We start from the raw sequence: 23,021 nt of genomic DNA on the forward strand, positions 1-23,021 counted from the left end.
GCAAGGGTGGTGGACAAGAGACATCCCTTCGCCGGTGCTAACCGGACAGGTTCAACGGGTGTGGATCTCAGCCGGCCCTCTGCGCGGCACCCCGTGTCGATTCACCAGCCTAGCTTTTTTGCCGTGCGGAGGGTGAAGGTGACGCGGCGGCGTTTACAGGCTTAAATACCGGATGCCCGGCCGTCCACGGGTGGTGGGCGGCCGGGCATCCGGGCGTTTCGTGTGCAGTGGCTTAGAGCTCCGAAGCGGGAACCCCAACACCCAGGATGATGGGCTCCTCCGCGGGCTTGCCGTTGCCTTGCCCGGTGGCACCTGCCTGGTCGGCTTCCGGCGCTTTTGCAGAATGTGAGTGCCCTGCCGCCGCAGCGGGGACATTCTCGCGGTGCTGGACGGAGGTCTCGTTGGCCGCACCCTGGGCACGGCTGGCGCTGCGGTTGCGGCGTGCCCGGCGCGGGCGGGACTGTTCCAGGGTGTGGTCGGAATAGTCCTTCTCCGGCACGGCAGGGGCAGCCTGGGGCTGCTCAGGCCCGGCCTGTGGAACAACCGCCTGCGGAGCCTCGGCCTGCGCAGCCCGGACCTGCTCCGGTTCCCGCTGCTCCAGTTCCTGCTCCCGCCGTCCGGGCTGCTCAGCCTTTTCTTCGGCAGCAGGCTCACCAAGGTGGGCGAAGGCTTCGGCGAGCCGGTCAAGCGTCAGGGCCGGCTTCGGCTGCTGCTCCTCCGCGTGCTCCACGAAGGGCAGGGCAACTTTCTCCCCGCCAAAGGTGAGGACGGCAGCGGGCCTGGAGGCGTCGCCGTCGTGCTTCTCCGGCTCTGCCGGCGCCGCGGGCTGGGCCTGCGGAGCCTGCCTTGCCGCGGCTACCTCGTCGTCGTGCAGGTGGGCGGCGTGTGCTGCCGCAGCGATGTTGGCCAGGGCAAGCCTGGTGGCTTCCGCCTTGGCGTGCCGCTCGGCGTCCGTGGGGTCGGGGTGGACGGTGTGCACGTGGACGGCTGCCGCGGGAGCAGCGTCCACCTGCTGGCCGCCGCGGCCGCGGCGCCGTTTCCGGTCAGGACGGACGCCGGGCTGGGTGCTGTCCCCACGCTGGGCCTCGGTGCGGTGGCTTTCGTTCCGGACGTCCGGGCGGGAGTCCGAGCGCTGCACATGGTGCTCCGCGGCCACAATATTGGCCCGGCGGTGCTCCACGGGGTCATCGTGGGTCACTACGCCGCGGCCGGCGCAGGCCTCGCACTGCTCGCCAAAGACTTCAAGGAGCCCGGTGCCCATCCGCTTGCGGGTCATCTGCACCAGGCCAAGGGACGTGACTTCGGCAACCTGGTGCTTGGTGCGGTCGCGGCCCAGGCACTCCACCATACGGCGGAGCACGAGGTCGCGGTTGGACTCGAGGACCATGTCGATGAAGTCGATGACGATGATGCCGCCGATGTCCCGCAGGCGGAGCTGGCGGACCACTTCCTCCGCGGCTTCCAGGTTGTTCTTGGTCACGGTCTCTTCGAGGTTGCCGCCGCTGCCGGTGAACTTGCCGGTGTTGACGTCCACCACGGTCATGGCCTCGGTGCGGTCAATCACCAGCGAGCCGCCGGAGGGCAGGAAGACCTTCCGTTCCAGTGCCTTGTGGATCTGTTCGTCGATCCGCCATGCGCTGAAGATGTCCTGGTCCTTGGTCCACTTCTCGAGGCGCCCCACCAGATCCGGGGCAACATACGTGACGTAGGCCTCGATGGTGTCCCAGGCTTCCTCGCCGGAGACGATCAGCTTGGAGAAGTCCTCGTTGAAGACGTCGCGGACCACCTTAATGGTGAGGTCCGGTTCGCCGTAGAGCAGCTCCGGGGCGAGGATCTTGGTGGACTTCGACTGGCTTTCGATGCCCTCCCACTGGGCCCGCAGCCGGTTGATGTCGTGGGTGAGCTCTTCCTCGGAGGCGCCTTCCGCGGCGGTCCGGACAATAACGCCGGCCTGCTCCGGGAGGCGGTCCTTGAGGATCCGCTTGAGGCGGTTGCGTTCGACGTCGGGCAGCTTGCGGGAGATGCCGGTCATGGAACCGCCGGGAACGAAGACCAGGTAGCGGCCCGGCAGTGAGATCTGGCTGGTCAGGCGCGCGCCCTTGTGGCCCACGGGGTCCTTGGTGACCTGGACCAGGACGGTATCGCCGGACTTGAGCGCGTTTTCAATGCGGCGCTGCTTGCCCTCAAGGTTCACGGCTTCCCAGTTGACTTCACCTGCGTACAGGACGGCGTTGCGGCCCCGTCCGATGTCCACGAACGCGGCTTCCATGGACGGCAGTACGTTCTGGACCTTGCCCAGGTAGACGTTGCCGATCAGGGAATCCTGCTGGGTCTTGGACACGAAGTGCTCGGCCAGGACGCCGTCTTCCAAAACGGCGATCTGGATTCTGTCATCGCGCTGGCGCACGATCATTTGCCGGTCCACGGACTCGCGGCGGGCCAGGAACTCGGCTTCGGTGATGACAGTGCGGCGGCGGCCGGTGTCGCGTGATTCGCGGCGGCGCTGCTTCTTGGCTTCCAGGCGGGTGGAGCCCTTGACGGACGTGACGCGGTTGTTCACTGCCGGTTCGCTCACGGCGCGGGGTGCGCGGACGCGGGTCACCGTGTTGGGGGGATCGTCGTCTCCCCCGCCCGTCAGTTCCAGGTCCTGGTCGCCACGGCGGCGGCGGCGACGACGGCGGGACGTCACGCCCTCGTCGGCCTGTCCTGCGGATTCCTCGTCAGCGTCGTCGGCAGCATCGTTTTCGGCTTCAGGGCTTTCGGCGTCTTCGCCGTCCCGCTCACCGGTCCTGCTGCGGCCGCGGCGGCCGCGGCCACGGCGCCTCCGGCGGTTGCCGGCGTCGTCTGAATCGTCCTCGGTGTCCTCTTCTTCAACTTCTTCCGTGGCGGCAGGCGCGGGCCGCACAACGGCGCTGAGATCAGGGGCCTGGAACAGGACCGAGGTGGCGGAACCGGGTTCCATAAAGAGGGAGCCGAAGGGGCTGGCCGGGGCGGGAGCAGCGGCAGGCCCGGCTTCGGACGCGGCAGGCCCGGCTTCCGACTTCACAGCAGCACGAACCTGGCCCTGCGCGGGAGCGGCAGCATCCACCTCGCCCTGGGCAGGAGTGCCGGGGTCCTGCGCGGTTGCGGGTGCCGGAGCGGCAGGCTCCGGTGCGTCCGTCGCGGGTACGGTTGCCGGTTCAGCAACGGCTGGTGCGGCATCTCCGTCAGCAGGTGCGGCTTCAGCGGGGGCGGCCTCTGGCGCCGTCCCGGACTCTTCCGCCGCGGCCTCCACCGCCGGGGCGGAGGTCTTGCGGGTGGCAACCCGCCGGCGTCGAACAGGTTTTGCATCCTCCTCAGCGGCCGCTGAAGGCGCGCCGGCTGACGCAGCCTGCGCGCCGGCGTCGTCACTGGCAACGGCCGGGGCGGCTGCTTCCTCGGCGAAGGCCGGAAGCGGCTCGGCAGCCTCGACCTTCTTCCTGGAACGGCTCCGGCGGACGGGTGCCTTCGCCTCGGCGGCGTCAGTACCCGCAGGCACGTCCTGCGTGGCGGAACCGGCACTGGCGTCTGCCGGCACGGAGCCAGCGGCGGTGATGCCTGCTTCGGCGGTCAGGGCGTCCCCGGCTTTGGGAGCGGCCTTTCGCCTGGTCCTTGTGGCCTTCTTCGGCTCGCCCTCGGCACCCGTGCCCGCTGCTTCATCATTAACGGCTAAAACTTGTTCATTATCCATATGTGGCAACACTCCTGCCCCTGACGTACCGCCACATCCGGCACCCATTGGGGCACATATTGTCAAAACCCGCAGGCGTTGACAGAAGTCAAGTGGATACCCCCAGGTTCGCACCGGCAGTGGGGTGCGGCAGCCCGTGGGGGCCGGCAGGATGTTCAAAAACCCGTTGTTCCACGTGCCACAACCAGGTGCCGCCCAATGGAGTTGCGGGAGGCTGGATCAACAAACCCAAAACCTGCGCTGCTCGTCATTGGCGGTCTTGTGAACAAGCCACCGGACCGGAGTCCGAATGTGGATCGGGTTCCAGCCACGTTCATTCTCTCACACCCGGACTATTCCACGGCGGAAGCTGCACCACCTGTTCCCCTTCCTGAAGGGTCTTGCCAGCCGCCGGCGTTACAATCGGGCAAGGAGCACCCGATGAAAAGGACGCCTTGCCAATGCCCAGCATTTCCCCCCTCAGCGGCACCCACGCGCCGGAACGGACTGTGGACCCGGACACCAGTGCGGCCGGAGCCCTCCCGCCCATGACCCGCAATCGGCCCCTCGGCTGGCTGTTGGTCATTACCGGCGTGGTCGGCTGGCTGGCCTCCGGAACGTTGGTCCTGGAGAAACTGGAAGTCCTCAAGGACCCCAACCACACCACTGTGTGCGACGTGAACCCGTGGATCTCCTGCGGCCAGGTGATGCAGACGTGGCAAAGCTCGCTGTTTGGCTTCCCCAACATGTTCATCGGCATCGTGGCGTTCGCGATCACCATAACGGTGGGAATGGCGCTGCTTGCGGGTGCCAATTTCGCCCGGTGGTACTGGCTGGGCCTGCAGGCCGGCGTCACGCTGGGCTTTGCGTTTGTGGTGTGGCTGTGGTCCCAGGCGCTGTACGCCATCCACATCCTGTGCCCGTTCTGCATGATTGTCTGGGCGGCGATGATTCCGCTGTTCGTGTGGGTGACCATCCGGAACATCAGCACCGGCGTGATCCCGGTGCCCGCCAAGGCCGCGCGCATCCTGGGCGACTCCGGCTGGATCATCACGGCACTGCTCTATGTGGCCGTCATCGCCACCATCTTCTTCGCCTTCATCCAGGTTTTCGCCGGAACGTCAGGGTTCTAGGTCCGCGCCAGTCCACAAGGATGACAAATAAGGCCGATGTTCACGAAGAACATCGGCCTTACCTGTCATCTCGGGAAGGTTGGCGGGGTCAGCCCTGGAACCAGATCTTGATCTCGCGCTCGGCGGAATCCGTGGAGTCGGAACCGTGCACCAGGTTCTGCTGGACCTTCAAGCCCCAGTCGCGGCCGAAGTCGCCGCGGATGGTGCCGGGGGCTGCCGTGGTGGGGTCGGTGGTGCCCGCCAGGGACCGGAAGCCCTCGATGACCCGGTGGCCCTCGAAGATGGCTGCAACAACGGGGCCGCTGAGCATGAATTCCACCAGGGGCTCGTAGAAGGGTTTGCCCACATGCTCCTCATAGTGCTGCTCCAGGAGTTCGCGCGAGGCGTCAACCTTCTTGAGTTCGGCCAAGGTGTAGCCCTTGGCTTCGATCCGGGCCAGGATGGCGCCGGTGAGGTTACGGGCGACGCCGTCGGGCTTGATCAGGACGAGGGTGCGCTCAGTGGTCACAACTGCTCCAATGCGTTGGGATGGGTTTCGGGGACAAGTCTACGGGGCCAAGGCCGAACGGCTTCGGTCAGGGGGACTGCGGCTGCTGCCCCGGCCCCGACGCCGGCCCCGCCGCCTGGTCCGGGTGGGCGGCTTCCCACTCCGCCTGCTCGCGGGCGCGCTCCCCGGCCTCGCGGTCCAGCCGGATTCCGGTGCGGATGCCGTACCACCAGGCCGCTGCGAACAGGGTGCCCACCAGGAACATGGCGGGCTCGATGATGCCGGTGAGAATCAGGACGAGCTGCAGGATCCAGCCCAGCCCGATGCCCCAGGGCCGGGTGAGGAAGGCGCAGGCCACAATCATCACAACGCTGAGCCCGATCCCCACCCCCAGGATGAGGGCCGGCGGAAATTCCCCGCGCCGCAGCCCGAACACTGCCAGGGTGGCGAAGAACATAACGAATGCTTCCAGCAGCAGCACGGTGGATGCAAACATCACCTTCGTGGAGCGGCGCTTCTTAGGCATGCCCGGGCGCCATTCACGCTGCGCTTTGGTCAGCTTGGCCACTCAGGCCTCCGTCTTTCCGAGCAGGATCCGGGCCTCGGCCACCAGGGTGATGGAGCCCGTTACCAGGACTCCCCCGGACAGGTCGTCGTTTGCTTCGGCGCGTTCCACCGCCCATTCCAGTGCGTCGTCGAGCTTTTCTGCGATGTGCACGTTGTCCTCGCCGAAACCGAGCTCAACCGCGAGTTCGGCCAGTTCCGCTGCGGGCACTGCGCGCGGGGAGTTCGACTGGGTGAAGCAGAACTCCTCCGCCATCCCGCCGAGCGACTCCTTGAGCTGCCGGAGGATCTCCTCGGCGTCCTTTTCCTTCAGCACGCCAACTACCGGAACCAGCCTGGTGAAGGTGAAGGCTTCCTGGAGGGCGGCAGCGGACGCCTTGATGCCGTCCGGGTTGTGTGCAGCGTCCACAATGATGGTGGGCGCGGTACGCACCACTTCAAGCCGGCCCGGCGACGTCACGTTGGCGAAGCCTTCCTGCAGCACCTCGAAGTCGAGTTCCTTTTCGCCCCCGAAGAACGCCTCAAGGGCGGCCACAGCCACCGCAGCGTTCTGCGCCTGGTGGGCGCCGTGCAGCGGTACCAGCAGTTCCGGGTAGCGCCCGGCGATGCCCTGGATGCTCACAACCTGCCCGCCCACCGCCACGGCCCGGGACTCCACGCCGCATTCCACGCCTTCGAAGCGGAACGGCACGCCCACCTCCTTGGCCTTCTCCAGCAGGACCTGCGCCGCGTCAAGGGGCTGGGCGGCGCTGATGAGGTAGCCGCCCGGCTTGATGATGCCGGCCTTTTCGTAGGCGATGTCCTCCGTGGTGTCACCCAGGAGGTCGGTGTGGTCCAGGGAAATGGGCGTGATAACGGAGACCTGCCCGTCGCCCACGTTGGTGGCATCGGTGATGCCGCCCAGGCCCACTTCGATGACGGCCACGTTCACCGGCTGGTCCGCGAAGATCGCGAAGCCCAGGATGGTGAGGCATTCGAAGTAGGTGAGCCGGGGCTGGCCCTCGGCCTCAAGCTCCGAGTCCACGATCTCCAGGTAGGGCCGGATTTCGTCCCAGATCCGGACGAAGGTCTCGTCGGAAACCGGGTGGCCGTCGATGCTGATCCGCTCCGTGACCTTGGACAGGTGCGGGCTGGTGTACCGTCCGGTGCTGAGGCCATGGGCCCGCAGCACGGATTCGATCATGCGGGCGGTGGAGGTCTTGCCGTTGGTGCCGGTGACGTGGATGATCGGGAACGCCTTGTTGGGCTCCCCCAGAACGTCCATGGCGCGGAACAGCGGCGCGAGGCGCGGCTCCATCTTGTTTTCCGGCGCCCGGCCCAGCAGTTCGGCGTAGACGCTCTCTACGGAAAATTCGTCAGTCATGGATCAGGCCTCCACTTTTTCGACGGCTACAGCCGGCTCGGCGGCGTCCGAGGGTTCTGCCGCCAGGTCCACGGTAAGGGTCTCGCCCTTGACCAGGTCGGCGTTGGCGAGCAGGGCGTCGACGACGTTCTGCCGGGCAGTCACCGTGGTCCGGATCCGGTCGCTGACGTTCAGTCCGGCGTCCTTGCGGGCCTGCTGGATGGCGCGGACCATGTCGCGGGCCAGTCCCTCGGCTTCCAGTTCGGGGGTGACCTCGGTGTTCAGGACCACGAAGCCGCCGCCGGGAAGGACTGCGGCAGCACGTGAACCGGCGCCGTCCGCGGACTCCGCCACCACGGTCTCCAGCGTGTACTCCTGCGGCTCGAGCTCGAGGCCGCCGGCGGTGACCACCCCGGCTTCGCTGATTGACCAGTCACCGGACTTTGAGCCCTTGATGGCCTGCTGGACGTTCTTGCCCAGCCGCGGGCCGGCGGCCCGGGCGTTGACCACGAGCTTCTGCTCGATGCCGAACTCCTCCGGGGACGCGGCTTCGGCGTCGAGCAGGCGGACCGAGCGCAGGTTCAGTTCATCGGCGACGACGCCGGCGAAGCCTCCCAGCGCATCCGCACCGGGTGCCACAACCGTGAGCTCCTGCAGCGGGAGGCGCACGCGCAGGTTCGCTGCCTTGCGCAGCGAGGAGCCGGTGGAGCAGATCTGCTGCACGCGGTCCATCGCCTCCACCAGTCCCGGGTTGGCCGGGAACAGGTTGGCGTCCGGCCAGTCAGCCAGGTGCACGGAGCGGCCGCCCGTGAGGCCGCGCCAGATCTCCTCGGAAACCAGCGGCAGCAGGGACGCAGCCACGCGGGCCACCGTTTCCAGCGCGGTGTAGAGCGCGTCGAACGCGTCAACGCTCTCGTCGAAGAACCGCTGCCGGCTGCGGCGCACGTACCAGTTGGTGAGCATGTCCAGGTAGCTGCGGAGGGCATCGCAGGCACCGGAGATGTCGTACTCGTCCAGGCGTTCCGTCATGGTGCCCACCAGTTCGCCGGTGTTGGCGAGCAGGTACTGGTCCAGCGTGTCTGCATAGCCGTCATAGCGCAGCTTCGCGTCATACCCGGCCGCTGTACCGTCAACTACGTTGGAGGCGTTCGTGTACAGCGTGAAGAAGCTGTACACGTTCCACAACGGCAGGATGACCTGCCGGACGCCGTCGCGGATTCCCTGCTCGGTGACCACAAGGTTGCCGCCGCGGAGGATGGGGCTGGACATCAGGAACCAGCGCATCGCGTCCGAGCCGTCACGGTCCAGGACCTCGGAGACGTCGGGGTAGTTCCGCAGGCTCTTGGACATCTTCTGCCCGTCCGAGCCAAGCACGATGCCATGGCTGATGACGTTGCGGAACGCCGGACGGTCGAACAGGGCCGTGGAGAGGATGTGCAGCATGTAGAACCAGCCGCGGGTCTGGCCGATGTACTCCACGATGAAGTCGGCAGGGTTGTGGGTGTCGAACCACGCCTCGTTCTGGAAGGGGTAGTGCACCTGGCCGTAAGGCATGGAACCGGAGTCGAACCAGACGTCCAGCACGTCCTCCACGCGGCGCATCACGGACTGGCCCTCTTCGGGGGTCCGGGGATCGTCCGGGTTGGGCCGGGTCAGTTCGTCGATGAACGGGCGGTGCAGGTCCACCTGGCCGTCCTTGTTCAGCGGCAGCCGGCCGAAGTCGGCCTCGATCTCCGCGAGCGAACCATACACATCCGTGCGGGGGTACTCGGGATCGCTGGACTGCCACACGGGGATGGGGCTGCCCCAGTAACGGTTCCGGCTGATGGACCAGTCACGGGCGTTTTCCAGCCACTTGCCGAACTGGCCGTCCTTGACGTTGCCCGGGATCCAGTTGATTTCCTGGTTCAGCTCGGACATGCGGTCCTTGAACTTGGTGACTTCCACGTACCAGGAGGACACGGCGCGATAAATCAGCGGGTTGCGGCAGCGCCAGCAGTGCGGGTAGCTGTGCTCATAGCTGGCCTGGCGGACCAGCCGTCCTTGGGCGCGCAGCACCTGCGTGATGGGCTTGTTGGCCTCGAATACCTGCAGGCCCACGATGTCGTGCAGGTCGCCGTGCTTGAACAGCGGCAGGAACTTGGCGCCTTCGTCCACGGAGAGGATCACCGGGATGCCGGCCTCCTCGCACACCTTCTGGTCGTCCTCGCCGTAGGCGGGGGCCTGGTGGACGATGCCGGTGCCGTCGGTGGTGGTGACGTAGTCGGCAGCCAGGAACCGCCAGGCGTTTTCCATGCCGTACTTTTCGTTGTCTGCGAAGTCCTGCCACAGCGGCTGGTACTCCAGGCCTTCAAGTTCCGCGCCGGTGTGGGTGGACACCACGGCGGCCTGCGCGGCCTCGAAATCGTCGTAGCCGAGGTCCTTGGCGTAGCTGCCCACCAGGTCGGCCGCCAGGAGGAAGCTTCCCGTGACAGGCGCCTCCGGGGACGCAGCCTTGATGCCGTTGGGGCCGGCCGGCAGCACGGCGTAGGTGATGGAAGGCCCGACGGCGAGCGCCGCGTTGGTGGGCAGCGTCCAGGGCGTCGTGGTCCAGGCGAGGGCCTGGACGCCGGCCAGCTGGCGCGACAGCTCGGATTTGCCCGCGGTGATGGGGAAGGTCACCGTGACGGTCTGGTCCTGGCGGTTCTTGTACACGTCGTCGTCCATGCGCAGCTCATGGTTGGACAGCGGCGTTTCGTCTTTCCAGCAGTACGGCAGGACCCGGTAGCCGTTGTAGGTGAGGCCTTTTTCGTGCAGCTGCTTGAACGCCCAGAGGACGGACTCCATGTACTCCACGTTGAGGGTCTTGTAGTCGTTGTCGAAGTCCACCCAGCGTGCCTGGCGGGTGACGTAGTTGCGCCATTCGTCGGCGTACTTCATCACGGAGGCGCGGCATGCGTCGTTGAACTTGTCGATGCCCATGGCTTCGATCTGCGTCTTGTCCGTCATGCCCAGCTGCTTCATGGCTTCAAGTTCGGCGGGCAGCCCGTGGGTGTCCCAGCCGAAGCGGCGCTCCACGCGCTTGCCGCGCTGGGTCTGGTAGCGGCCCACCAGGTCCTTGGCGTATCCCGTCAGCAGGTGGCCGTAGTGCGGCAGTCCGTTGGCGAAGGGAGGGCCGTCATAGAAGACGAACTCGTTGCTGCCGGGCTGGCCGCCGGGGGCGTCCGCACTGCGCTGGTCGATGCTGGCCTGGAAGGTGCCGTCCTGGTCCCAGTACTTCAGGATGCGCTCTTCGATCTCCGGAAACTTCACGGAGGCGGAAACACCGGCACCGCCGGTGGACGACGCGCTGGCAGAAGTGGAGGCTGAGGCCTTGGGGTAATACGTCATGTCGACATCCTGGGTTGAGCTTGGCGAACTGCCGGCTTGCGCCGTGTTGTTCCGTTCAGGATGCGAGGACGGTTTGCCATGTTGTCCGCCGGACTCCATGCTTACCGCGGTACCACCTCACTTACCGGCGTTGCGCGTTCCCCGGAAGGAACAGGCGCCGCGACGGCCGCTCATTGACTGCTGTGACGGGCTTACCCGTCCGGTTCTACTGGCGCGGACGCGACGTATCAGTTCAATACGCCAGTCCGCGTGTTCTTCCGGAAGCTCACCGGTGATTGCCGGGTCATAGCCATCTCCGAGTCTACTATCGCCGCCGGTGCATCGCCATTCCGGCACCCTGGCCGGCGCGCAGCCCTGCTGCGCAATAGCGGCTCGGTGCCTAGACTCAAGCACATGGCCAATTCTGCACGGCTTCGGGCGGCTTTGCGCCCCGGCAGGGCTTACACATGGCTCTGGTTCCTCCTTACCGTGCCGCTGGTGGGCCTGTCGGTTCTCCGGGCCATCCCGGCGGTGTGGCCGTTGCGCGGCATCCAGCTGCTCGCCTTCACCCCGTGGCTGGCGGCGCCGGCCGCGGCGGCCCTCCTGCTGGCCCTGCTGGGACGGAACCGCTGGCATGCTGCTGTCAGCTCGGCGCTGCTGGCCTGCCTGGCCTTCTGGCTCTTCCCGCTCCCGGCAGGCAAGCGGGTACCCGGTGACGGGCCGACAGTGGAGCTAAGGGTAATGACCTTCAACTCGAAGCTCGGCCAGGCCGACGCCCGCACGGTTGTCCGCCTGGTCCGGGAGAACCGGATCGATGTCCTTGCCGTCCAGGAGCACTCCCAGGCGTTCCAGGAGCGCCTCGCTGCCGAAGGCCTGGCCGCGCTACTGCCGGAAAGCGTGACGGATCCCGCCGATAACGCCGGCGGCAGCGCCGTGTACTCGCGGTTCCCCCTTGAGGAAACCGGGCGGGTTGGCGGCACTGCTTTCCGGATGCCCATCCTACGGATTACCGTCACGTCGCAGGGCAGGGCCGGGGTGCTGGAAGTGACCAATGTCCATACCCGGGCACCGGTGGAGCACATGGCAGGGCAGTGGCGCGGTGACCTGGCCGCCGTTGGAAGGGTGGCCGCCGGCGGCGGGAGCAGGCTCTTCATCGGAGACTTCAACGCCACCTACGATCACGCCGAGTTCCGCAGCCTCCTGCGCGGCGGGGATGGTCAGGGACTTGTGGACGTGGGCGTTGCGGCCGGCGCACGGCTGGTGCCCACCTGGCCCATGGACGGGCAGCTGCTGCCCGGCGTCACCATCGACCACGTTGTGACGAGCCCGGACATATGGAGTTCCAGCTACGCGGTGCACCGGGTGGACGGAAGCGACCATGCGGCGATCACGGCGGTCCTGGACGTCCCCGCCCGCTGATCCCCGGAGCCCGGCCCGCCGGCGGGCCGGGCCACCGCGGTCAGTTCTTGCGGATCAGTTTGTAGTTTGCGGCCTGGGCCACGGGGCGGATCACAATCTGGTCCAGGTTCACGTGGTGCGGAGCAGTCACCGCGTAGCGGACCACATCAGCTACGTCGCCGGCCGTGAGCGGCTTTTCGACCCCCTGGTAGACCTTGTCAGCGGCCTGCCGGTCCCCGAGCCGGTTCACAGCGAACTCCTCGGTCTGGACCAGCCCGGGCGCCACCTCGATCACGCGGACATTGTGCTCGGCCTCTTCCAGGCGGAGCGCCCCCGTCATGGCGTGCTGGGCGAATTTCGCCGCGTTGTAGCCGCCCCCGCCCTCATAGGCCGCCAGCCCCGCGGTCGAGGTGAGGTTGAGCACCGTCCCTTCGCCGTTGGCACGCAGCATCGGCAGGAACGCCCGCGTGAGTTTCATGGTGCCCAGCACGTTGACCCGATACATCCAGTCCCAGTCCTCGGTGTTGGCTGAAGCGATGGTGTCGGCACCCCTGGCACCGCCTGCGATGTTGATCAGCGTGTCGATGCCGCCCGCTTCGGCCACCTGCGCCACAAGCCGGGACACGTCGTCGTCCTCCGAAATGTCAGCGGGGACGGCGACAGCACCCGTTTCCTCCGCCAACGCGGCGAGGCGGTCTGCGCGGCGCGCCACGGCAAATACGGTCCACCCGTCCGCCGCGAGGGCGCGGACGGTGGCCTCCCCGATTCCGCTGCTTGCGCCGGTCACCACTGCTGCTTTTTTCTGTGAAACGTCAGTCATGGCACCACCCTAGCGGGGGCCACCGAACGGCCGCCTCCTGATGAGTCGCCGGGTGAACCGCGGCCCGGGCGGGCGCCTCAGGGACGCGGGGCGGGTGGACGCGGCGGGACATGAAACAATTGGCAGATGGCTGAAGACAAACAGGGTACAGACACGCCCACCACCGCCCCCATCAACGTTCCGGACAAGCCGGCCCTCGAGGGCCTCGAAGCTGCCCTCACGCAGCGCTGGCTGGCCGAGGGAACCTACAAGTTCCGCAGGGAGACAACCCGGGACCAGGTCTACTCGATCGACACTCCCCCGCCCACCGCTTCCGGTTCACTGCACGTGGGGCACATGTTCTCCTACACGCAGACTGACGTGCTGGCGCGCTACCAGCGCATGACCGGCAAAAACGTCTTCTACCCGATGGGCTGGGACGACAACGGCCTGCCCACCGAACGCCGGGTGCAGAACTTCTACGGGGTCCGCTGCGACCCCTCCATCCCGTACAACCCTGACTACCGGCCGCCGGCGCAGCCTGCCAAGAACCAGCGGGACTTCGACGTCGTCTCCCGCCGGAACTTCATCGAGCTCTGTGAAGAGCTGGCGGTGGAGGACGAGAAGGTCTTCGAGAACCTGTTCCAGACACTCGGCCTGTCCGTCGACTGGGAGCTGACCTACCGCACCATCGACGACAACTCGCGGGCGGTCTCGCAGCGCGCGTTCCTGGCGAACCTGGCGGCGGGCGACGCCTACATGGCGGAGGCACCCACCCTTTGGGACGTAACGTTCCGTACCGCGGTGGCCCAGGCCGAACTCGAAGACCGCGAAGTCCCCGGAGCGTACTACCGCTACCCGTTCTTCACCGAGGACGGGCAGAAGATCCACATCGAGACCACCCGACCCGAACTGCTGGCCGCCTGTGCCGCGCTGGTGGCAAATCCCGACGACGAACGGTACCAGCCGCTGTTCGGCAAGAAGGTCACGTCCCCCCTCTTCGGCGTCGAGGTTGAGGTCAAGGCCCATCCGCTCGCCAAGGCGGACAAAGGGTCCGGCATCGCGATGGTGTGTACGTTCGGTGACCTGACCGACGTCACCTGGTGGCGCGAACTGCAGCTGCCCACCCGCGCCATTGTTGGCCGGGACGGCCGGATCGTCAGCGAGGCTCCGGAGTGGATCACCACGGACATCGGCCGTGAAGCCTTCGCCGCGATTGCCGGCAAGACGGTCTTCAGCGCCAAGGAAGAGGTGGTGAAACTCCTCGCCGCCGCTGACCTGCTCGAGGGCGAGCCCAAGAAGATCATGCACCCCGTGAACTTCTACGAAAAAGGCGACAAGCCCCTGGAAGTGGTGACGTCCCGCCAGTGGTACATCCGCAACGGCGGCCGCGATGAGGACCGCCGGGAGCGGCTTATTGCCCGGGGTCGGGAGATCGACTTCCACCCTGCCTTTATGCGTTCCCGCTACGAGAACTGGATTTCGGGACTCAATGGTGACTGGCTGGTGTCCCGCCAGCGTTTCTTCGGCGTGCCCATCCCGGTCTGGTACCCGCTGGATGCTGACGGCAACCCGGACTACGACTCCCCCATCGTGCCCTCCGACGAGCAGTTGCCCGTGGACCCGGCGGCGGACGCTGCGCCCGGCTTCGATGAAGGCCAGCGCGATGTTCCCGGGGGCTTCACCGGTGACGCGGACATCCTGGACACCTGGGCCACCTCCTCTTTGACGCCCAAGATCGTGGGCGGCTGGAAGCGCGACGAAGACCTCTTCGCCAAGGTGTTCCCCTTCGACGTCCGGCCCCAGGGCCACGACATCATCCGGACCTGGCTGTTCTCTTCGGTGGTGCGCGCCGACGCTTTGGAAAACAGCGCGCCGTGGAAGCACGCCGCCATCTCCGGCTGGATCCTGGACCCGGACCGCAAGAAGATGTCCAAGTCCAAGGGCAACGTGGTGGTGCCCACCGACGTGCTGGAGGAATACGGCTCGGACGCCGTCCGGTATTGGGCCGCCTCCGCCAAGCTCGGGGCCGACACCGCCTATGAAATTGCGCAGATGAAGATCGGCCGCCGCTTGGCAATCAAGCTGCTGAACGCCTCCAAGTTCGTCCTGAACCTGGGCGCCACTGAGGACTCGGTGCTTTCGGAAGACCTCTCCGTGCTCAGCAATCCGCTGGACCGGGCGGTCCTGGCACAGCTCGCCGACGTTGTGGCCCAGTCCACGAAGGCCTTCGAGAACTACGACTACGCACGGGCGCTGCAGATCACGGAGAGCTTCTTCTGGCAGTTCACCGACGACTACGTGGAACTCATCAAGGACAGGGCCTACGGCGCCGCGGGCGAAGCGGAACAGGCCTCGGTGCTTGCAGCACTGGCCACCACCCTGGACGCCCTGCTGCGGCTCTTTGCCCCGTTCCTGCCGTTTGCCACGGAAGAGGTGTGGAGCTGGTGGCGCAAGGGCTCGGTCCACCGCGCCGAGTGGCCGGCCGCCCTGGCGGTGCCGGATGGCGACACCACCATGCTCGCAACCGTCGGTGTTGCCCTCAGCGGTGTCCGCAAGGCCAAGTCCGAAGCCAAGGTGAAGCAGCGCACGGAGGTCCTGTCCGCCACCATCACGGCCCCTGTTGGACTGGCAGGGCAATTGAACGCCGGCCTGGCCGACCTGAAGGCAGCCTCCAATGCCCGCGAAATCTCAGTAGTGGTAGGCGAGGGTGACCTGAGCGTGACCGACGTGGAACTGGCCGCCACGGAGGAACCGGCAAAAGCCTAGCTGTATTAGCCACGCCCTGTTTTTGGGCAAAGGGGAAGCCCCATCAGCGTTTTGCCGTTGGTGGGGCTTCGACTTTTCGGCCATCCGGTGACGACTTGATGGTCTGGCAGAATCCTCGGATCTTCAGGTCTTCCTACGTTCGTCACTTGTAGCTTGCATCCTGACTTTGCCGATGGCTGCGTCGAATGCATATCACTGAATCTTTGGTTTCTACGTCCCACTTCTTTCGAAGTGGGTAAGAACTATTGTTGTCCCGCCCATCCCCATGCGCAAGAGCCCCGGCAGAACTACAAACGAGTAGTTCAGCCGGGGCTCCTGGCACTCCTGTCCGGCCCCGCCGGAGGAACCGGACCTAGTTGAATTCCGGGCGTTCGGTCCTGCTCCGCTTCAGCTCGAAGAAATGCGGGTAGGAAGCGAGCGCGGTGGTGGCATCCCAAAGCTTGCCGGCTTCCTCGCCACGCGGAATCCGGGTGAGTACGGGGCCGAAAAAGGCGGTTCCGTTGAAGGCCACCACCGGCGTTCCAACGTCCTGGCCCACCAAGGCGATGCCTTCCTCATGGCTGGCCCGGAGCTGGGGGTCGTAGGCATCGGTGGTGGCCGACCCGGCCAGTGATGCGGGAAGACCGCATTCAGCGAGTGCTTTGCTGATCACCACGTCGCGGTCCTTTTCGCCCTGTTCATGGATCAGCGTGCCCATGGCGTCGTAGAGTGCCTTGACCGTGCCCTTGCCGTGCTGCTCCTGGGCGGCGGTGATCACACGGACCATGCCCCAGGCGTTGTCCATGGATTCCCGGTAGCCCGGCTCAAGGTCGCGGCCTTCGTTGAGGACGGCCAGGCTCATGACGTGCCATTCAGTCGCGATGTCGCGGACGCTTTCCACCTCGCCGATCCAGCGCGAGGTAATCCAGGCGAAGGGGCACAACGGATCGAACCAAAAGTCGGCCTTGTTCCTTGCGGTTTCAGTCATGGGGAATTCCTTCGCTGGTCTCAGTGGCACAGGACAGCCACGACATGTAAGGGGTACTGCGGGGAACGGCGCTGTGCCAGGAGTCAGGCAGACTTACGGCGTTTGGCGACGTGGGGAATTATGGTTGGCTCGGCGCCCTTCAGGACGACGTCCTCTGTGATGACCACGCTGGCAACGTCCTCCCGGCTGGGGAGATCGAACATGACGGGAAGCAGCACTTCCTCCATGATCGCCCGCAGTCCGCGGGCCCCGGTGCCGCGCTCCAAGGCTTGGTCGGCGATGGCGTTGAGGGCGGTTTCATCAAAAACCAGCTCCACGCCGTCGATCTGGAACATCTTCTGGTACTGCTTCACCAGGGCGTTCTTCGGCGTGGACAGAATCTGGATCAGGGCGTCGCGGTCCAGGTTGGAGACGGTGGTGATCACGGGGAGACGGCCAATGAACTCGGGGATCAGGCCGAATTTCAGCAGGTCCTCGGGCATCACTTCACCGTAGGAGTCCACCTTCTTGCTGGCCTCGTTGAGGGGCGCGCCGAAACCGATGCCCTTCCGGCCGGACCTCGAACCGATGATCTCCTCCAGCCCGGCGAACGCGCCTGCCACGATGAAGAGGACATTGGTGGTGTCGATCTGGATGAATTCCTGGTGCGGGTGCTTCCGGCCGCCCTGCGGCGGGACGGAGGCGACAGTGCCTTCCAGGATTTTCAGGAGCGCCTGCTGGACACCTTCGCCGGACACGTCGCGTGTGATGGAGGGGTTCTCGCTCTTGCGGGAAATCTTGTCGATCTCGTCGATGTAGATGATGCCCTGCTCAGCCTTCTTGACGTCGTAGTCCGCGGCCTGGATGAGCTTAAGGAGGATGTTCTCCACGTCCTCCCCGACGTAGCCGGCCTCGGTCAGGGCAGTTGCATCAGCCACCGCAAAGGGCACATTCAGGCGGCGGGCGAGGGTCTGGGCGAGGTAGGTCTTGCCGCAACCCGTGGGCCCGATAAGGAGGATGTTGGACTTGGCGATCTCAACGTCGTCGTGGTGGCCGCCGTCGGCGAGGCTTCCCGACTTGGGTGCGTGGCCAGCCTGGATCCGCTTGTAGTGGTTGTAGACAGCGACGGCGAGGGAGCGCTTTGCGGGCTCCTGGCCGATGACGTATTCCTGCAGGAAGTCGAAGATTTCGCGGGGCTTGGGCAGTTCGAAGCTGCCCAGGTCGGCGACTTCCGCCAGTTCCTCTTCGATGATCTCGTTGCACAACTCAATGCACTCATCGCAGATGTAGACACCGGGCCCGGCTATGAGCTTGCGCACCTGCTTCTGGCTCTTTCCGCAGAAAGAGCACTTCAGCAGATCCGTGCTCTCGCCAATCCGAGCCATATGTGAACCCCTTAGTATCTTGCTGCCTGGCAGCCTTGCACCGTTGCTGGAATCTCCACCAGCCTGCATGGACCGGTTGTGACAACATCCACTCTAGGTCACATTCGCGTCCGAGGGTGGAAGGAAAAGGCCGGTGGTGCCAAATGATTGGCGCCACCGGCACTTTGCTTTTCGGCTACCTGGTGATTGCCTGCGGTTTGATCTTGCGGGAGTCCAGGACCTGGTCGATCAGGCCGTACGCCTGTGCTTCTTCCGCGGTCAGGATCTTGTCGCGCTCGATGTCGTTGTTGACCTGCTCCGACGTCCGTCCGGAGTGGTGGGCCAGGGTGTCCTCGAGCCAGGAGCGCATGCGCATGACTTCGGCTGCCTGGATCTCAAGGTCTGAGGCCTGTCCGCCCTGGCCGCCGGAAAGGGCCGGCTGGTGGATCAGGACGCGGGCGTTGGGCAGCGCAAGCCGCTTGCCCGGGGTTCCGGCGGCGAGCAGGACGGCGGCGGCGCTGGCCGCCTGGCCCAGGCACACGGTCTGGATCTCGGGGCGGATGTACTGCATGGTGTCGTAGATGGCCGTCATGGCCGTGAAGGAACCGCCGGGCGAGTTGATGTAAAGGGTGATGTCGCGGTCTGGATCCGTGGACTCCAGGACCAGCAGCTGGGCCATGACGTCATCGGCCGAGGCGTCATCCACCTGGACACCGAGGAAGATGATGCGGTCCTCGAAGAGCTTGGTGTACGGGTCCTGGCGCTTGAAGCCGTACGGCGTGCGTTCCTCGAACTGGGGCAGGACGTAGCGGCTGGACGGAAGATTACCGGCAGACCACCCGAAGTTGTAGTTCATGTTCTTTGCTCCTGATCTGAGTGTTCTTGGTGCCGGGTTAGTTCTGTGAAGCTGGCTCGCCGGAGGAGCCGTTGGAGGTTCCGCCACCGCCGGCCACCGAGCCGGCGTGCGCGGCGATCTTGTCGAAGAAGCCGTACTCCAGGGCCTCCTTCGCCGTGAACCACTTGTCACGGTCGTTGTCCTTGAGGATGGTCTCGACGGTCTGGCCGGTCTGCTCGGCGGTCAGTTCCGCCATGACCTTCTTCATGTGCAGGATGAGCTCGGCCTGGATCTTGATGTCCGAGGCGGTGCCGCCGATGCCGCCGGAGGGCTGGTGCATCAGGACGCGGGCGTTGGGGGTGGCGTACCGCTTGCCCTTGGTGCCGGAGGAAAGCAGGAACTGTCCCATGGAGGCGGCCAGGCCGGTGGCTACCGTGACGACGTCGTTGGGGATGAACTGCATGGTGTCGTAGATGGCCATGCCCGCCGTCACCGAGCCGCCCGGGGAGTTGATGTAGAGGTAGATGTCCTTGTCCGGGTTCTCCGCGGACAGCAGGAGCAGCTGCGAGCAGATAGCGTTGGCGTTGTCGTCACGCACCTCTGAGCCCAGCCAGATGATCCGCTCTTTCAGGAGCCGGTTGTAGATGTAATTGTCCTGGGCTGCGGGATCGACAGTCGCCATCCGGGGGGACTCTGGGTTCTGTGACATGTGTATATACCTCTCGCTGGTGACGGTGACATCACTGAAAATCACTACTTGGACACTAACCGGTTTCAGCGTTGTTTTGTTCGCGCATCCGCGGCTGTTCGCTGACGGCGCACGATCGGCCGGACCGGCGCGGAGCGGCAGGATCAAACGCAGACAGCCCCCGGATCGGATGATCCGGGGGCTGTCCACAAAGTGGCTCTGAGGCCTAGGCCTTGGCCTCTGCCTTGTCGTCCTCAACGGCTGCGTCAGCGGTCTCAGCCTCGGCCTCAACAGCTTCGGCCGCGGGAGCTTCCTCTTCGCCGCCGGGACGGACGAAGTCGCTCAGGTCAACGGCCTTGCCCTCGGTGTCGGTGACCTCGGCCTGGCCCAGTACGACGGCCAGTGCCTTGCGGCGGCGGACCTCGGAAACCATCATCGGAACCTGGCCGCTCTGGTCAATGATCTGGGCAAACTGGTTGGGGTCCATGCCGTACTGGCTGGCGGTGGTGACGATGTAGTCGATCAGCTCGTTCTGGCTGACGTTGACTTCTTCCTTCTCGGCAATGGCGTCAAGGATGATTTCGTTCTGGAAGGCACGGGCGGTGTTGGCGCGGACCTCTTCGCGGTGCTCCTCGGTGTCGTGCTCGCCTTCACCGTGTCCGTTGCCCTCCTTGAAGTGGGCCTCGAGCTGCTCTTCAACCACGGAATCCGGAACCGGAACCTCCACCAGCTCAACGAGCTTGTCCAGGACCTTGTCGCGGGCCTCGACGCCCTGCTCCACGATCTTGGAGTCGGCTGCCTGCTTGGCAAGGTCTTCGCGGAGCTCGGCAAGGGTGTCGAACTCGGAAGCAAGCTGGGCGAAGTCGTCGTTCGCCTCCGGGAGTTCGCGCTCCTTGACGGCCTTGACGACAACCTTGACCTGGGCGGCTTCGCCGGCGTGGTCTCCGCCCACAAGGGTGGTCTCGAAGATGGCGTCTTCGTCCGCGCTGAGGCCCGTAACGGCTTCGTCGAGCCCTTCGAGCATGGTGCCTGCGCCCACCTGGTAGGACAGGCCGGAAGCGGAATCAACCTCTTCGCCGTCGATGGTGGCGGTGATGTCGATGGTGAGGAAGTCGCCATCCGCCGCGGGGCGGTCTACGGACTTGAGGGTGCCGAAGCGGCCGCGGAGCTCGTCGAGGGCTTTGTCCACGTCCTCATCGGAGGACTCTGCCGCTGCAACCTCAACCTTGATGCCGGCGTAGTCCGGGAGTTCGATTTCGGGGCGGACGTCCACCTCGGCAGCGAACTTCAGCCCGCCGTCCGTTGCGGAGGGGTCCGGAACCTCGGTGATCTCAACCTCGGGGCGGCTCAGGGGGCGGATGCCGGATTCCTGCACGGCGGCCTGGTACCAGCCATTGAGGCCTTCGTTGATGGCAGTCTCCAGGACGTAGCCGCGGCCGACGCGCTGGTCGATGAGCTTGGCGGGGACTTTGCCCTTACGGAAGCCCGGGACCTGGATCTGCGAAGCAACGGTCTTGTAGGCCGAGTCGATGCTGGGCTTCAATTCCTCAAAGGGGACCTCAACATTGAGCTTGACCCGCGTGGGGGTGAGGTTCTCGACAGCGCTCTTCACGGTCTAAGTACTCCTGGGATTGTGGGATGGGTTTCTGCAAACGCAATGTTTTGTCCAGGCCGAGTGGTCCGGGCCGCAGAGTCGGGGTGACAGGATTTGAACCTGCGACTTCCTGCTCCCAAAGCAGGCGCTCTAGCCAAGCTGAGCTACACCCCGTTAGTGCACAGGCAAGTCTACGGTGATCGGCGCCCTGTTTGCACATTTGACACGTAGCCCATGGATTAGGTTTAGTTGTATCCGGCTTGAACAGCCAGCCCGGAATTGCAGGCCTGCTAATATTGCAGATGCGGTTCTTCCGGGGACGTAGCTTAATGGTAAAGCCTCAGTCTTCCAAACTGATTACGCGGGTTCGATTCCCGTCGTCCCCTCCAATCAAAAAGGCCCCTCAGCGAGGGGCCTTTTTGTGTTAAGGCTTTCGTGCCAACTCAGGGACCAGCGGCAGCACGCCGTGGAACGCCATCCCCAACTGAGTGAGCGTCGCCGCAAAAGCCCCATTAAGTGAGAGAGCGTTGCCAAAAAGCCGCATCAGGTGAGAGAGCGTTCAGGACGGCTGCTGGCAGTACGGGCACCAGTAAAGTTTGCGGCCCACCAGCTCGGCGGTCAGCACCGTGGTACCGCAGACCCGGCACGGCATCCCGTCCCGCTTGTAAACGAAGTGCGCGTTGTCCCGGGCGGGGTAGGTTTCCGACTTAGGCAGCGCCGCGGCCCTTGCAGCCCGGGCCCGGCCTGCCGCCTTGCCATGGTCGGACCAGTACTTGGGCGGGGTAGTAATGATGCGGCCGTCGGCAACGCCGTCGTTCATGACGGCCACGACGTCGCGCCACAGCCTGCGCGCCTCGGCGTCGGGCAGTGCGGTTCCCGGCAGCCAGGGATCGATGCGCCGGCGGAACAGGACCTCGGCGCGGTACACGTTGCCCACTCCGGCAATAATCTTCTGGTCCATCAGGAGCGCACCCACGGCAGTTTTCCTGCCCTTCAGGTTGGCCGCGAACCGTCCGGCGTCGCCCCGCAGGTTCCGCAGCGGATCCGGCCCCAGACGCGCCAGGACCGCATCGGCCTCAGCGGTGGTGATGGTTTCGCAGGTGGTGGCACCCCTCAGGTCAGCCCAGCCGTTGCTGCTTGCCAGCCTGACCCGTACGGCTCCCACGGGGACCGGCGGACCCGCATAGGCTTCGCCGCCGGCACCGTCGCCGCCGTCGTCCCCGTCCGCGAAGGTCTCCCGCTCCCCCACCCGGCGCGGCGCACCGATACTGGAGGAACCGGCGAACGTGCTGTCGCCGCCGAAACTCCAGGCGCCGTACAGTCCCAGGTGCACATGCAGCACCAGCGTGTTGTCGAAGTGCAGGAACAGGTGCTTGCCGTGCGCCTCGGCCACGAGCAGGGTACGCCCGTCCAGGAGCGCGGCGCCCCCGCTGAACCGCCCCTGCGGGCTGGACACAGAGAGCCGCCGCCCGCCGAATACGTCCCCGAACTGCCGCGCCAGGCGGCGGACGGAATGCCCTTCCGGCACTACTCGATGACCTCGCCGGTTGCTTCATAGGCAGCGATTTTTCCGATGCGGCGGACGTGGCGCTCGTCGTTGCTGAAGGGCTCGGCCAGGAAGGCCTCGATCAGCTGGGTGGCTTCCTCCACCGTGTGCTGGCGCCCGCCGACGGCAACAACGTTTGCGTCGTTGTGCTCCCGCGCCAGCTTCGCGGTGGAGAGGTTCCAGGCCAGGGCAGCCCGGACCCCCTTGACCTTGTTGGCGGCGATCTGTTCCCCGTTGCCCGAGCCTCCCAGCACGATGCCCAGGGCGGGCACCCCTGCCTGCTGGTCCGCCACCACGGCAAGGGCCGCGTTGATGCAGAAGGACGGGTAATCGTCCTGGGCGTCATACACCTTGGGACCGTGGTCCACCACGTCGTAGCCCTTGGCGGTCAGGTGGGACACCAGGTGGGCGCTCAGTTCCATGCCCGCATGGTCGGTGGCGATGTGGACCCGCGGGAAGGCAGGGGAAGATGTCACGAGCAGAATCCGTTCGGTTGGGGGCGCCGGCAGCCGGCCGGGAC

16 protein-coding genes, 2 tRNA genes and 1 riboswitch are annotated in these 23,021 nt (G+C 65.7%); of the genes, 4 read left to right on the forward strand and 14 right to left on the reverse strand.

Annotation, left to right across the window (positions count from 1 at the left end):
- Window positions 1–6: 6 nt before the first annotated feature.
- Window positions 7–104: riboswitch (TPP riboswitch) on the reverse strand.
- Between the two features lie 128 nt (window positions 105–232).
- Window positions 233–3,709: an Rne/Rng family ribonuclease gene (locus KTR40_RS10690; protein WP_228403668.1), complete on the reverse strand. Its 3,477-nt coding sequence runs from the start codon at window positions 3,707–3,709 to the stop codon at window positions 233–235.
- Between the two features lie 440 nt (window positions 3,710–4,149).
- Here KTR40_RS10690 and KTR40_RS10695 point away from each other — a divergent pair, with 440 nt between their 5' ends.
- A complete protein-coding gene (locus KTR40_RS10695) occupies window positions 4,150–4,821 on the forward strand; it encodes a vitamin K epoxide reductase family protein (protein ID WP_139029448.1) in 672 nt (223 codons plus the stop codon).
- 88 nt (window positions 4,822–4,909) lie between these two features.
- Here KTR40_RS10695 and ndk read toward each other — a convergent pair whose 3' ends face one another.
- The 4 genes from ndk to ileS all read right to left on the reverse strand — a co-directional run bounded on the left by ndk (window position 4,910) and on the right by ileS (window position 10,583).
- Window positions 4,910–5,329 carry a nucleoside-diphosphate kinase gene (gene ndk / locus KTR40_RS10700; protein ID WP_228403670.1) on the reverse strand — a complete coding sequence of 140 codons (420 nt, stop codon included), beginning with the start codon at window positions 5,327–5,329 and terminating at the stop codon, window positions 4,910–4,912.
- A gap of 67 nt (window positions 5,330–5,396) precedes the next feature.
- Window positions 5,397–5,876, reverse strand: coding sequence for a DUF4233 domain-containing protein (locus KTR40_RS10705; protein ID WP_228403672.1), 480 nt, complete (start codon window positions 5,874–5,876; stop codon window positions 5,397–5,399).
- Window positions 5,877–7,235, reverse strand: coding sequence for a folylpolyglutamate synthase/dihydrofolate synthase family protein (locus tag KTR40_RS10710; protein WP_228403673.1), 1,359 nt, complete (start codon window positions 7,233–7,235; stop codon window positions 5,877–5,879).
- A 3-nt stretch (window positions 7,236–7,238) separates the two neighbouring features.
- Window positions 7,239–10,583, reverse strand: a complete 3,345-nt coding sequence (ileS, locus tag KTR40_RS10715; protein WP_228403676.1) for an isoleucine--tRNA ligase — start codon at window positions 10,581–10,583, stop codon at window positions 7,239–7,241.
- 393 nt (window positions 10,584–10,976) lie between these two features.
- Here ileS and KTR40_RS10720 point away from each other — a divergent pair, with 393 nt between their 5' ends.
- Window positions 10,977–11,981 (forward strand): endonuclease/exonuclease/phosphatase family protein, encoded by a 1,005-nt coding sequence (locus tag KTR40_RS10720; protein WP_228403678.1) that lies wholly within the window; start codon window positions 10,977–10,979, stop codon window positions 11,979–11,981.
- Window positions 11,982–12,021: 40 nt separating this feature from the next.
- Here the strand turns inward: KTR40_RS10720 and KTR40_RS10725 are convergent, their stop codons facing one another.
- Window positions 12,022–12,780: an SDR family oxidoreductase gene (locus KTR40_RS10725; RefSeq protein ID WP_228403679.1), complete on the reverse strand. Its 759-nt coding sequence runs from the start codon at window positions 12,778–12,780 to the stop codon at window positions 12,022–12,024.
- A 126-nt stretch (window positions 12,781–12,906) separates the two neighbouring features.
- On the opposite strand from KTR40_RS10725, the gene valS reads away from it, so the two are divergent.
- On the forward strand, window positions 12,907–15,528 hold the full coding sequence (gene valS / locus KTR40_RS10730; protein ID WP_228403681.1) for a valine--tRNA ligase: 2,622 nt from the start codon (window positions 12,907–12,909) through the stop codon (window positions 15,526–15,528).
- A gap of 352 nt (window positions 15,529–15,880) precedes the next feature.
- Here the strand turns inward: valS and KTR40_RS10735 are convergent, their stop codons facing one another.
- The 6 genes from KTR40_RS10735 to KTR40_RS10760 form a co-directional block, all read right to left on the reverse strand.
- Window positions 15,881–16,495, reverse strand: coding sequence for a DsbA family protein (locus KTR40_RS10735; protein WP_228403683.1), 615 nt, complete (start codon window positions 16,493–16,495; stop codon window positions 15,881–15,883).
- Window positions 16,496–16,578: 83 nt separating this feature from the next.
- Window positions 16,579–17,859: an ATP-dependent Clp protease ATP-binding subunit ClpX gene (gene clpX, locus KTR40_RS10740; protein ID WP_139029456.1), complete on the reverse strand. Its 1,281-nt coding sequence runs from the start codon at window positions 17,857–17,859 to the stop codon at window positions 16,579–16,581.
- 175 nt (window positions 17,860–18,034) lie between these two features.
- On the reverse strand, window positions 18,035–18,694 hold the full coding sequence (locus KTR40_RS10745; protein ID WP_139029457.1) for an ATP-dependent Clp protease proteolytic subunit: 660 nt from the start codon (window positions 18,692–18,694) through the stop codon (window positions 18,035–18,037).
- 37 nt (window positions 18,695–18,731) lie between these two features.
- Entirely contained in the window at window positions 18,732–19,355 is a 624-nt protein-coding gene (locus KTR40_RS10750) for an ATP-dependent Clp protease proteolytic subunit (protein ID WP_139029483.1), read from the reverse strand.
- A gap of 232 nt (window positions 19,356–19,587) precedes the next feature.
- A complete protein-coding gene (tig, locus tag KTR40_RS10755) occupies window positions 19,588–20,973 on the reverse strand; it encodes a trigger factor (protein WP_139029458.1) in 1,386 nt (461 codons plus the stop codon).
- Between the two features lie 81 nt (window positions 20,974–21,054).
- Window positions 21,055–21,129: transfer RNA gene (locus KTR40_RS10760), tRNA-Pro, on the reverse strand.
- Window positions 21,130–21,270: 141 nt separating this feature from the next.
- Between KTR40_RS10760 and KTR40_RS10765 the strand changes: the two genes are divergently transcribed.
- Window positions 21,271–21,344 (forward strand) — tRNA-Gly (locus KTR40_RS10765).
- Window positions 21,345–21,514: 170 nt separating this feature from the next.
- On the opposite strand, the gene KTR40_RS10770 is transcribed toward KTR40_RS10765, so the two are convergent.
- Both KTR40_RS10770 and KTR40_RS10775 read right to left on the reverse strand, forming a co-directional pair.
- Window positions 21,515–22,483 (reverse strand): Fpg/Nei family DNA glycosylase, encoded by a 969-nt coding sequence (locus tag KTR40_RS10770; RefSeq protein ID WP_228403685.1) that lies wholly within the window; start codon window positions 22,481–22,483, stop codon window positions 21,515–21,517.
- Entirely contained in the window at window positions 22,483–22,977 is a 495-nt protein-coding gene (locus KTR40_RS10775) for a ribose-5-phosphate isomerase (protein ID WP_228403687.1), read from the reverse strand. The genes KTR40_RS10770 and KTR40_RS10775 overlap by 1 nt, the downstream gene beginning before the upstream one ends.
- Window positions 22,978–23,021: the final 44 nt, after the last annotated feature.

Origin of the sequence: Pseudarthrobacter sp. L1SW, assembly GCF_020809045.1 — a bacterium.
Taxonomy (GTDB): domain Bacteria; phylum Actinomycetota; class Actinomycetes; order Actinomycetales; family Micrococcaceae; genus Arthrobacter.

Bases quoted from the DNA above. Each gene is read 5' to 3' on its own strand.
- KTR40_RS10690 (WP_228403668.1), bottom strand. From the start codon at position 3,709: ATGGATAATGAACAAGTTTTAGCCGTTAATGATGAAGCAGCGGGCACG.
- KTR40_RS10695 (WP_139029448.1), top strand. From the start codon at position 4,150: ATGCCCAGCATTTCCCCCCTCAGCGGCACCCACGCGCCGGAACGGACT.
- KTR40_RS10710 (WP_228403673.1), bottom strand. From the start codon at position 7,235: ATGACTGACGAATTTTCCGTAGAGAGCGTCTACGCCGAACTGCTGGGC.
- ileS (WP_228403676.1), bottom strand. From the start codon at position 10,583: ATGACGTATTACCCCAAGGCCTCAGCCTCCACTTCTGCCAGCGCGTCG.
- KTR40_RS10720 (WP_228403678.1), top strand. From the start codon at position 10,977: ATGGCCAATTCTGCACGGCTTCGGGCGGCTTTGCGCCCCGGCAGGGCT.
- KTR40_RS10725 (WP_228403679.1), bottom strand. From the start codon at position 12,780: ATGACTGACGTTTCACAGAAAAAAGCAGCAGTGGTGACCGGCGCAAGC.
- valS (WP_228403681.1), top strand. From the start codon at position 12,907: ATGGCTGAAGACAAACAGGGTACAGACACGCCCACCACCGCCCCCATC.
- KTR40_RS10735 (WP_228403683.1), bottom strand. From the start codon at position 16,495: ATGACTGAAACCGCAAGGAACAAGGCCGACTTTTGGTTCGATCCGTTG.
- clpX (WP_139029456.1), bottom strand. From the start codon at position 17,859: ATGGCTCGGATTGGCGAGAGCACGGATCTGCTGAAGTGCTCTTTCTGC.
- KTR40_RS10745 (WP_139029457.1), bottom strand. From the start codon at position 18,694: ATGAACTACAACTTCGGGTGGTCTGCCGGTAATCTTCCGTCCAGCCGC.
- KTR40_RS10750 (WP_139029483.1), bottom strand. From the start codon at position 19,355: ATGGCGACTGTCGATCCCGCAGCCCAGGACAATTACATCTACAACCGG.